9 protein-coding genes and 2 pseudogenes are annotated in these 9,693 nt (G+C 63.4%); 6 read left to right on the top strand and 5 right to left on the bottom strand.

The genetic code is table 11. The features are described 5' to 3' along the window. The 5 genes and pseudogenes from AC1DQ3_RS35990 to AC1DQ3_RS35970 all read right to left on the bottom strand — a co-directional run. A pseudogene (locus tag AC1DQ3_RS35990) lies at positions 1 to 222 on the bottom strand (hypothetical protein); the annotation flags it as partial. Between the two features lie 111 nt (positions 223 to 333). Then, complete coding sequence (locus tag AC1DQ3_RS35985; RefSeq protein ID WP_477124858.1) at positions 334 to 612, bottom strand: FCD domain-containing protein; 279 nt, start codon at positions 610 to 612, stop codon at positions 334 to 336. Positions 613 to 626: 14 nt separating this feature from the next. After that, complete coding sequence (locus AC1DQ3_RS35980; RefSeq protein ID WP_477124857.1) at positions 627 to 770, bottom strand: hypothetical protein; 144 nt, start codon at positions 768 to 770, stop codon at positions 627 to 629. Between the two features lie 70 nt (positions 771 to 840). Next, on the bottom strand, positions 841 to 3,537 hold the full coding sequence (gene acnA, locus AC1DQ3_RS35975; RefSeq protein ID WP_477124856.1) for an aconitate hydratase AcnA: 2,697 nt from the start codon (positions 3,535 to 3,537) through the stop codon (positions 841 to 843). A gap of 28 nt (positions 3,538 to 3,565) precedes the next feature. Further along, positions 3,566 to 3,991, bottom strand: a pseudogene (locus AC1DQ3_RS35970) (transposase); the annotation flags it as partial. Between the two features lie 315 nt (positions 3,992 to 4,306). Here AC1DQ3_RS35970 and AC1DQ3_RS35965 point away from each other — a divergent pair. From AC1DQ3_RS35965 to AC1DQ3_RS35940, 6 genes are all read left to right on the top strand, one after another. After that, positions 4,307 to 5,011: a GntR family transcriptional regulator gene (locus AC1DQ3_RS35965; RefSeq protein ID WP_477124859.1), complete on the top strand. Its 705-nt coding sequence runs from the start codon at positions 4,307 to 4,309 to the stop codon at positions 5,009 to 5,011. Between the two features lie 11 nt (positions 5,012 to 5,022). After that, on the top strand, positions 5,023 to 5,985 hold the full coding sequence (locus AC1DQ3_RS35960; RefSeq protein WP_477124855.1) for an isopenicillin N synthase family dioxygenase: 963 nt from the start codon (positions 5,023 to 5,025) through the stop codon (positions 5,983 to 5,985). A gap of 128 nt (positions 5,986 to 6,113) precedes the next feature. Then, positions 6,114 to 7,085: a Bug family tripartite tricarboxylate transporter substrate binding protein gene (locus AC1DQ3_RS35955; protein WP_477124854.1), complete on the top strand. Its 972-nt coding sequence runs from the start codon at positions 6,114 to 6,116 to the stop codon at positions 7,083 to 7,085. Continuing rightward, positions 7,085 to 7,990 (top strand): NAD(P)-dependent oxidoreductase, encoded by a 906-nt coding sequence (locus AC1DQ3_RS35950; protein ID WP_477124853.1) that lies wholly within the window; start codon positions 7,085 to 7,087, stop codon positions 7,988 to 7,990. Before AC1DQ3_RS35955 ends, AC1DQ3_RS35950 begins: the two co-directional genes overlap by 1 nt. A gap of 79 nt (positions 7,991 to 8,069) precedes the next feature. Next, positions 8,070 to 8,942 (top strand): isocitrate lyase/PEP mutase family protein, encoded by an 873-nt coding sequence (locus AC1DQ3_RS35945; protein ID WP_477124852.1) that lies wholly within the window; start codon positions 8,070 to 8,072, stop codon positions 8,940 to 8,942. A gap of 70 nt (positions 8,943 to 9,012) precedes the next feature. Continuing rightward, a complete protein-coding gene (locus AC1DQ3_RS35940; RefSeq protein WP_477124851.1) occupies positions 9,013 to 9,600 on the top strand; it encodes a hydrolase in 588 nt (195 codons plus the stop codon). Positions 9,601 to 9,693 lie beyond the last annotated feature (93 nt).

Raw genomic sequence — 9,693 nt, 5'->3', positions numbered from 1 at the left:
GGCGTCACCTTGCTCATGCAAGACCAGATCGCCCAGTTCCAGCAGCGCGACCGCCGGCAGCGGCCCTGGATCTGGCTCTAGCGTTCGCCTCAGCAGCTGGGCAGCGCCGCGAGCACCTGTGCAACCGACCGGATGCGTCCGATCCGCCTCTTCGAAGGACACGATCTGCTTGCCATCCAGATGACCGCAGCGCTTGGGTGACGCCTGGTCTTCAAGGATCATCGAAGTGGTCAAGCGCATCGGTGGACCGGTCGCCATCAACATCGTGGAGGGCGGCAAGACGCGCTTCGCGATCTCACGTTCGCAGAGATCCAGACCCTGCGCGTGGCACGCTTAAGCCTGCCGGTACCGTCGTACGCGCGGCGATGCGGGGCATGCAGACGGCCCTCGAACGCATTCGCATCGACGGCAGCGTACGCGGATTGGTTGATGCCGGCCGCTGCGTTCGGTCAGCGTCAACACACGCTGGCGTGCGCCGCGCAGATGGGCGCGCATGGCTGTCTCGGCGCCATCCGGGTCGGCGACGAGCAGCGCGCGGGCGACGTCTTCATGCTCGCGCACCGAGTGCTCGCGAAAGCTGCGGTCTATCGATGCGCGCACCTGCAGCCGCATCTGGTGCAGCGATCTCAACTATTGTTCGTTGTCGGCCGCTGCCCGGGCACGTACACGCCCTGGTAGATCGCAGAACGGATGCGAACAATCAATCCGTCGGCCAGATTGGCGGCGCGCGACGCGCTTTTTTTGATGAGCTCTTTGCGGGTCGTCGGCATGCGTCGATATGATATTCGAGGAGCGCACCGCTGTTGTCGGCACCATCGCCCAACTCGGCTGGCTGACCGGTCAGGCCCACTTGCTCAGGACGCTGCGCAGGATTCCGCCTTCACGCATCAGTCGGCGTTCCGCCTGTGTCGTGATCTGCGCGTGCACGGTAAACGTCGTCACCTTGTCTGAAGGCGCCATCGCCGTCACGGTGATCGGGTCGCCATGCGAGACGCCGCGCTCGATGCCGTGGAATGCGAACGTCTCGTCGCCGCGCAGACCGAGCTCGCGCCAGCCCTGCCGGTCGAATTGCAGGGGAAGAACTCCCATCCCGACGAGATTGGCGCGGTGAATGCGTTCGAATGAGCCCGCCAGGACGGCATCGATTCCCAGCAGGGCCGTGCCCTTGGCGGCCCAGTCCCGGCTGCTGCCCACACCATAGTCGTCGCCTGCGAGCACGATGCATGCAGTCTCTTCCTGGGCGTAGCGCATCGCTGTCTCGAAGATGTCCACGATCTCACCGCTGGGGAAGTGGCGCGTCAGTCCCCCTTCCGCGTCGGGCAGCAGGAGATTCTTCAATCGCACGTTGGAGAAGGTGCCTCGCACCATCACGTGGTAGTTGCTGCGACGACTGACGTAGTTGTTGAAGTCCTTCTGCGTCACGCCCTGGGCCGACAGGTAGCGACCTGCGGGGGTGGCGAGAGGAATCTCTCCGCTGGGGGAGATGTGGTCGGTCGTCAATGAATCACCAAATGCTGCAAGCACTCTGGCCTTGCGCAGACGCGAGGCGAGATGGAGCATATGGTCGAGGCGGGACGCGGCGTTGAAGAACGGCGGCTCGACCAGGTAGGTCGATGTCGGGCTCCAGGAAAAGCGTGGACCTGTAGGCGCGGTCAGGGACTCCCATGCCAGGTTGCGGGCTGGGCCCGCACCGTGATCTCTGTAGAGGGCCGGATCCTCAGCGAATGCGAGCAGCGCGTTGAGGTCGTCTGCGCTCGGCAGCAAGTCCTGGAGGAAAACGGGCTTGCCATCGTGGTCGTGGCCGATGGCCTCTCGATCGAGATCGATGGTGATGCGCCCCGCAAGTGCATAAGCGACCACAAGTGCCGGTGCGCCAAGGTAGTTGGCACGCACCAGCCGATGGATTCGGGCTTCAAAATTGCGGTTCCCGGACAGCACCGACGCGACGACCAGGCCAGCCGACCCAACCGCTTCGGACACTTCATCGATCAGCGGACCCGACTTGCCGCTGCAGGTCATGCAGCCGTAGCCGACCACGTGGAATCCGAGCCGCTCCAACGGCGTCAACAGCCCTGCCCTGCCCAGATAGTCGGTCACGGCGCGAGATCCGGGCGCCAGGGTGGTCTTGACCCACGGTGGCGGCCTGAGTCCCAGTTCAACGGCGCGACGGGCGACGTGTCCAGCGGCCAGCATCAAGGATGGATTCGAGGTGTTGGTGCACGAGGTGATGGCGGCGATGGCGAGCGAGCCATGTCCGAGGGAGTGGGCGCTCGCCGCGGGCGCGGCCGGCGATGCATCGAAGCCGCCCGAACACAGCGGGGTGGACAGTCTCTGCAGAAAATCCGCGGCCACGGTCGATAGCGCCATTCTGTGCTGTGGCTGGGTAGGACCAGACAGGCTCAAGCGCACGGAGCTCAGATCGATCTCGATGACGCGCGAGTACTCGGGTGTCTCGGACGCGTAGTTCTGGAACAAGGCGTTTGTCCGGCAATAGGCTTCGACCAGACGCGTCTGGGTGACGTGGCGGCCCGTGGCCTCGAGGTAGTCGATGGTCTTGCGGTCCACCGCGAAGAAGCCACAGGTCGCACCGTACTCCGGAGCCATGTTGGCAATCGTTGCCCGATCAGCCACGGCCATCCGTTCGACTGCGGGGCCGAAGAACTCCACCATGCAGTTGGCGACACGCGCGCGGCGCAGGACTTGGGTGATCAGCAAGGCGGCGTCGGTGGTGAAGCTTCCGGCAGGGATTGCACCGGTCAGCCGGACACCGACCACCTCGGCGATGGCGAACCCGTAGCCGTGGCCCAACAGCGCCGCCTCTGCCTCGATGCCGCCGACGCCCCAGCCGAGGACTCCCAGTGCATTGACCATGGGCGTGTGCGAATCGCATCCCACGACGAATTCCGGGTAGGCCCAGACCTCGCCGCCCACGGGCTCGGCCCGCACGACTTGTGCAATGCGCTCGATGTGGATCTGGTGGATGATCCCTGTGCCAGGCGGATGGACACGCAGATTGGCGAACGCTTGCTGCGCCCATTTGAGGAAGCGAAAGCGTTCATCATTGCGCTCGATTTCGCGGCGCATGTTGAGTACCAGTGCGTCGTTGTGTCCCCAGTGGTCGACCTGGACCGAATGGTCGACGACCAGGTCAACAGGCTTGCGCAGATCGATTGCTTCCGGGTCGTGGCCCAACCGGGCCATGGCGTCGCGCAACGCTGCGAGATCCTGCAGTACGGGCAGGCCACTCGAATCCGGGAGCAGCACGCGTGCGACGTCGATGCGAGCGTCTTGACCGACATGGGAGGGCCACGAAGCAAGGCGCCTGGCCATTCGAAGCGCCTCGCGTTCATCGCCGCGAGTAGTGACTGCCGTGCGCACGACGTTCTCCAGTAGGACCCGCACGACATGTGGCACAGAGGCGGTCCTCGTTCCCAGCAGGGCGCAGAGAGCGTCGATCGCGACGTAGCGGCAGCGCCGGCCCGCCAGAACGGTTGACGCCAGTGCACAGTTCAAGTCGATTGAATTCAAGATGTCCATAGTATCAATCGTGCTTATCCGGTTAGCTCCCAAACCTACTAGAGTCGGGGCGCACCATGCCGGTGCGCAACTTGTGGAGTATCTGGAAGGCGGTCTCGTAACGCGACAGGCCGAGTTGGCACCGGAACTGAACGGCCGACACGCCAGGCGTCTGACTGGCGACCAGTTATGCCGCCCAGAACCAAACCGACAGCGGTGTGTGCGTGCGGTCCATGACGGTGCCAGCAGTGAGGCTCGTGTCGCCTGTGCAATGGCGACAACGGAAAACGCCGGGGCGATTGGCAAAGCGGTACGGCTCACCAAGCAAGCCACAGTGGTCACAAATGAACCCATCGCTCCATCGCGCGCGCTCAAGGTCGGCCATGCATGCCGCTTCGTCTGGAAACATCCGCTGAAACTCCGGCAGCGAGCCCGGAAACGGCAAATCGCCTCGGTCAATCCCGTCAATAACCATGGTTGCCCCGGGTTGGCACAGATGCCCAACATACTATCGGTAGAGGTTTTGGGAGGCAACCGGATAAGCACAGTGTCAACACTTCCTCGTCGAAACGCGGTGCGGTGGCAGGGGTCGACTCGATCGCAAGGGGGAAAACTCTCGACGCAGCATTGCCAAACGTGGCGACAGCCATTAAACTGTCAACTCTTTGGGTCGATTGACGCTCGTCGTCAATCGAGTATTCGCTCGATCCTTATACCAAACACGATGGCACCCAAATCTTCTGCTGCGGCAGATCCGCCAGTCGAACCCGATGCCTTGCCATTGGCCGACATGATTTTTTCCGTTCTCGTCGATCGCATCTACGATGGGCAGATGCCGCCCGAGAGCATCGTTAACGAAGCGCTGCTCGCCAACGAGTTCGGCGTCAGCCGCGGCCCGGTACGCGAGGCGGTGCGCCGCCTGCAAGGCATTCAGCTCATCACGCGGGAGCCCTACACCCGGGCGCGTGTCGTGGGTCTGACGGCCGATGGCGCCCGTGAACTGTTCGAGATGCGATTGGCGCTCGAGGGTGTTGCGTGCCGGCTGGCGGCAGAACGCATGAGCGATGCAGAGATCAAGTTGTTGACCGAGGATTTGGAGCGCTACAACCCTGGAGCCCAGCCGTCCGTAACCAATGCAGCCAAAGTCGTTCCCGTGTCGCTCGATTTTCACGAGCGCGTCGTACGCGCTTGTGGGAACAACCGGATCATCGATGCCTTGTGTGGTGACCTCTACCACCTGCTGCGGCTTTACAGGCGACTTCCCGGGTCGATTCCCGAGCGCAAGAAGCAGGCGTACGTCGAACACTGGCAGATTCTGCGCGCCATCAGGGCGCGCGATGGTGACCTAGCCGAGTCCCTGATGCGCGCCCACATCGGCCATGCCTCTGCACATGTGTTCGGATCGCATGGCGGCGCCGAGAAAGAGGACGCTGCGCTGGCGCCTGCCAGGGCTTCGACCAAGAGTCGGGCGCTCTCAGGCGCCCAAAAGACATGAAGGAGACTTGTATGGAGACCGTTCCGGTCATTTCACTCGACGGACGCGATGGCGAGATTGCGGCCAAGATAGACCGCGCGCTGCGCGAGATCGGCTTTTTCACGATCGTGGACCACGGCGTGCCTGCATCCGTTGTCGAGCGTGCGCGCAAGGAGTCGCGCGCCTTCTTCGATCTGCCGGTCGAACAGAAAAAGCAGATTCTTAACGGTTCGACCAACTCCGTGCGCGGCTACCTGCCGATCGGGGGCTCGGCACTCGCCCGTACCCTAGGCAACGACAGTCCACCCGACTTCAAGCACAGTTTCGGCATGGGCCCGATCGACGTGGTTGTCGGGCCTGGCGGCCACTCGCCGGAGTACTACGCACCGAATGTCTGGCCGGCCGGCCGTGATGCATTCCGTCAGGCTCTGGAGCACTATTACGTGGCGCTCGATCATCTCGGAAATCGCCTGCTTCGCTTGTTTGCCCTGGGGCTCGACGTGGCGCCCGATTATTTCTTGGAACGCTTCAAGGGACACAACAGCTCGTTTCGAGTCGTCGATTACCCGCCACAGACGACGCCGCCTGTGCCCGGGCAGCTCAGAGCAGGCGCGCACACGGACTACGGCGCCTTCACCATCCTACTGGGTGACGATGTGCCCGGCGGGCTGCAGGTGCAGACGCGCTCCGGCCGCTGGATCGACGTGCCCACCCCGCCGGATGCGTTCGTCATCAACGTGGGGGACATGTTGATGACCTGGACCAATGATGTCTGGGTGTCGACCCTTCATAGGGTTGCCAATCCCCCCGCGGGCGCGGGTCCATCGGCGCGGCGCATGTCGATGGCGTTCTTCGCCAATCCGCGGGAGGACGTGCTGATCGAGTGCCTGGCCAGTTGCCGCGGGGAAGGCCGACCGGTACTGCACGCGCCCGTGCTGGCCGGCGACTACCGGCTCGCCAAGATACGGGCTTCGCGTCCGCCTGCGGGCGCATGAAGGTCCGTCCGACAAGCAAAGGGGACATCCATGAAACGCTGGCCGGCGACTACCGGCTCACCAAGATACAGGCTTCGCGTCCACCTGCGGGAGCCTGAAGGTCCGTCCGACAAGCAAAGGAGACATCCATGAAACTGTTGAAGAACGCGGTGCGTCTGGGCGCGACGGCGTTGCTGGGCTTATGCGCAACTGGCCATGCACAGGATGGCTTTCCCAACCGAGTGATCAGGTTGGTGGTGCCCTATGCCCCAGGCGGCCAGATGGACGAGATTGCGCGACGTCTGGCGCCGATCATGCGCGAAAAGCTCGGTCAGACTGTCATCGTGGACAACAAGCCAGGTGCCGGCGGCTCGGTCGCGGCGCAGTTTGTCGCGAAGGCGCCGGCGGACGGCTACACCATCTTGCTGCACACGCCCAATATCACCCAGCACGAGGTGATCTGGAATAAGCCGCAGTACCGCATCACCGAATTCGCTCCGATCAGTCTGTTGGTGCGCCTGCCGTTCGTGATGGTGGTGAGTCCGCAGGTCCCGGCCAGGAACGTGACCGAATTTGTCGCCTACGCCAAAGCGCACCCGGGCAAGCTGAGCTATGCCACGTTGGGCCGCGGCGGTCTGACGCATCTGGTTGGCGAGATCTTCGAAGACGAAGCGAAGATCGACATGGTCGATGTCCCGTACAAGGGCGCGGGGCCTGCGCAGATGGACGTGATGGGTGGCCAGGTCTCCATGTTCGTGGATGTCATCACGTCCTCGATCGAACCCCACAAGAATGGCAGACTGCGCGCCATCGGTATTACGGCCGAGAAGCGATCACCGCTTCTTCCGGGCGTTCCGACGTTTGCGGAGTCCGGATATCCGAAGATGGTCATGGGAGGATGGAATGGACTTTTCGCCCCTGCCGGCACGCCTGCGCCGGTGATCGCCAAGCTGAACGCCGCAGTCGTGTCTGCCATACGCAATCCGGAGGTCGTCGCCAAGCTGGAGAACGAAGGCATGCTCATCGAAGGAAGCACACCCGAAGCGTTCTCGGAATTCATCCGCAAGGACCTGGCCGTCTGGACTCCGCTGCTCCAGAAGTTTGCCGTGAGGGTTGAGTGATGGCTGACATCGGGCTAATCGGATGCGGCAATATGGGCCGGGGCCTGTGTCGCAATCTTCTGCGCCATGGCCGCTCGGTGTTGGCCTACGACGTGAGCGCCCAGACGCGGCGCGAGGTCGGTGAGCTCGGCGCCGCGGTCGCTGGCGATGTCGCAGAGCTCGTGGCGCGTTGCGACGTGATCATCACCTGCCTTCCCACTCTGGCGACCGTGCGCCAGGTGCTGGATGGGCCCAACGGCCTGGTGGCAACCGCACGCGCCGGCAGTCTGATCATCGAGACCAGTTCCAGCGAACCGGACATGGCCATTGCGCAGGGAGCACGGGCCAATGCGCGCGGCGTGCAGTTCGTGGATGCGCCAATGTTGCGCGGCGCATTGGAGGCCTGGAATGGAACGCTGCATATCCTGATCGGGGGAGAAGCGGACGCTGTCGTCAGAGCGCTGCCGATTGTCGAGTGCGTGTCCGAGAAGGTGATCCAAGCCGGTGCCCTGGGCAATGCGCAAGCCATGAAGGCGATGAACAACGCTGTCGTCATGACCACGCACGCGGTGCTGTCCGAGGTTTTCGCTATCGCCAGGCATCTGGAGATCGATCTGGCGCTGCTGCTGGAGATGATGCAGGGCAGCTGGGCTGCCAGCCGCAAGCTGGAGGAACTGGCGCCGAAATTGATTGCCGATTACCATCCGCGTCATGCCGTGATGCGCACATGCGAGAAGGACCTGGGCATCTGCGCCCATCTCGCGCGCCAGACACCGGTCATGACACCGGTGCTCGAAAGCGCCCGCATGACGTACCGGATGGCCTGCAGCCTGGGCGCCGATCTGGAGCCGCCATCGCGTTTGGCTGACATCCTCGGCGGGCGCCTCGTGCTCAAAGAAATGCCTGGCGCCGGCGCAGTCGCATGACCGCCACGCGCTGGGATCAACGCGCGTTCCCGTCCTGTGCGGGCGTCTCCATCCATCTTTTTCCCTGATTGGACATTCGATGAAAGTCACAACCCGCCTGAAAGAATTGATCCTGGCCCCGGAGCTGCTCATCATGCCCGGCGCCTACGACCCCATCAGCGCGCGTCTCGTGGAGCGTGCTGGCTTCCACGCGATTCAATGCACGGGCGCTGGCATCTCGGCGTCGTTTCTGGGACGGCCGGACTACGGCATCCTCTCGATGAACGACATGCTCACCGCATCCGCGCATATCGCGCAGAGTGTTGCGATTCCCGTGATGGCCGACGGCGATACGGGCTTTGGCAACGCTGTTAACACCTACTACACCGTGCGGGCCTTCGAGAAGGCCGGAGCGGCCGGCATCAACCTTGAAGACCAGGTGTCACCCAAGCGCTGCGGTCATCTGGATGGCAAGCAGATCGTGTCCTTCGATGAGGCGGTGGTCAAGATCCGGGCAGCTTGCGACGCGCGTACCGATCCCGATTTCGTGATCAATGCGCGCACGGACGCTTTGGGCGTCGCTGGCATGGATGAGGTGGTTCGCCGGTGCAACGCGTTCCTGGAAGTCGGTGCAACCATGGTGTTGGTCGAGGGCGTGCGCACGCGCGAGGAAATCATCGAAGTGGTCAAGCGCATCGGTGGACCGGTTGCCATCAACATCGTGGAGGGCGGCAAGACGCGCTTCGATCTCACGTTCGCAGAGATCCAGACCCTGGGCGTGGCACGCTTAAGCCTGCCGGGTACCGTCGTGCGCGCGGCGATGCGGGGCATGCAGACGGCCCTCGAACGCATTCGCATCGACGGCAGCGTACGCGGATTGAGCGACATCATTCTTCCTTTCTCGCAAGGTATTCCTTCGATCATGAACATGCAGGAAGTTCAAGAGCTGGAGCGGCGCTATGCGACGCCCTGACCGCAACGCCCCACTGCCGCCGCTCGGTGTCCACTGAGCGCTGAACCCGAATCCGAACCTGGAGTGATGAATGTCAAATGAGTTCTCGATCGATCCCGCAACGACGGCCCTGGTGCTCATCGACCTGCAATACGGCATTGTGGGCATGAAGGTCGCCCCGTGGCCCAGCCCCGACGTGGTTGCAGGCGCAGCCAGTCTGGCCAGTGCTTTCCGCACCGCAGGCGCCGTCGTGGCACTGGTGCGGGTTGCCAACCTTTCGGACGGCAAGGATGCGCTCAAGCCCGTGACCGACACGCCGGCCGCACCTGCCGCTGCGCGTGCCGACAACTGGGCCACGATCGTGTCGGAACTCGGGCAAGTCGAGTCGGACCTGCTCATCACCAAGCGACAGTGGGGCGCCTTCTATGGCACCGAACTCGACCTTCAGTTGCGCAGACGGGGCGTCAAGACCATCGTGCTTGCCGGCATCTCTACCAACGTGGGCGTGGAGTCGACCGCCCGCGATGCCTTCGAGCGCGGCTACGACCAGGTCTTCGTTGAGGACGCCATGGCAAGTTCTTCAGCCGAGGCGCATGCAGCGACCGTGAAGTTCACGTTTCCGCGGATCGGACGCATCCGGTCGGTTGCACAGGTGCTCGCGGCGCTGCCCAGCTGCTGAGGCGAACGCTAGAGCCAGATCCAGGGCCGCTGCCGGCGGTCGCGCTGCTGGAACTGGGCGATCTGGTCTTGCATGAGCAAGGTGTGACGCCAA

The sequence above is a fragment of the Cupriavidus sp. 01T418 genome (assembly GCF_056398885.1).
Note: the sequence above shows the minus strand (reverse complement) of the source record. Positions and strands in the feature narration are given on the sequence as shown.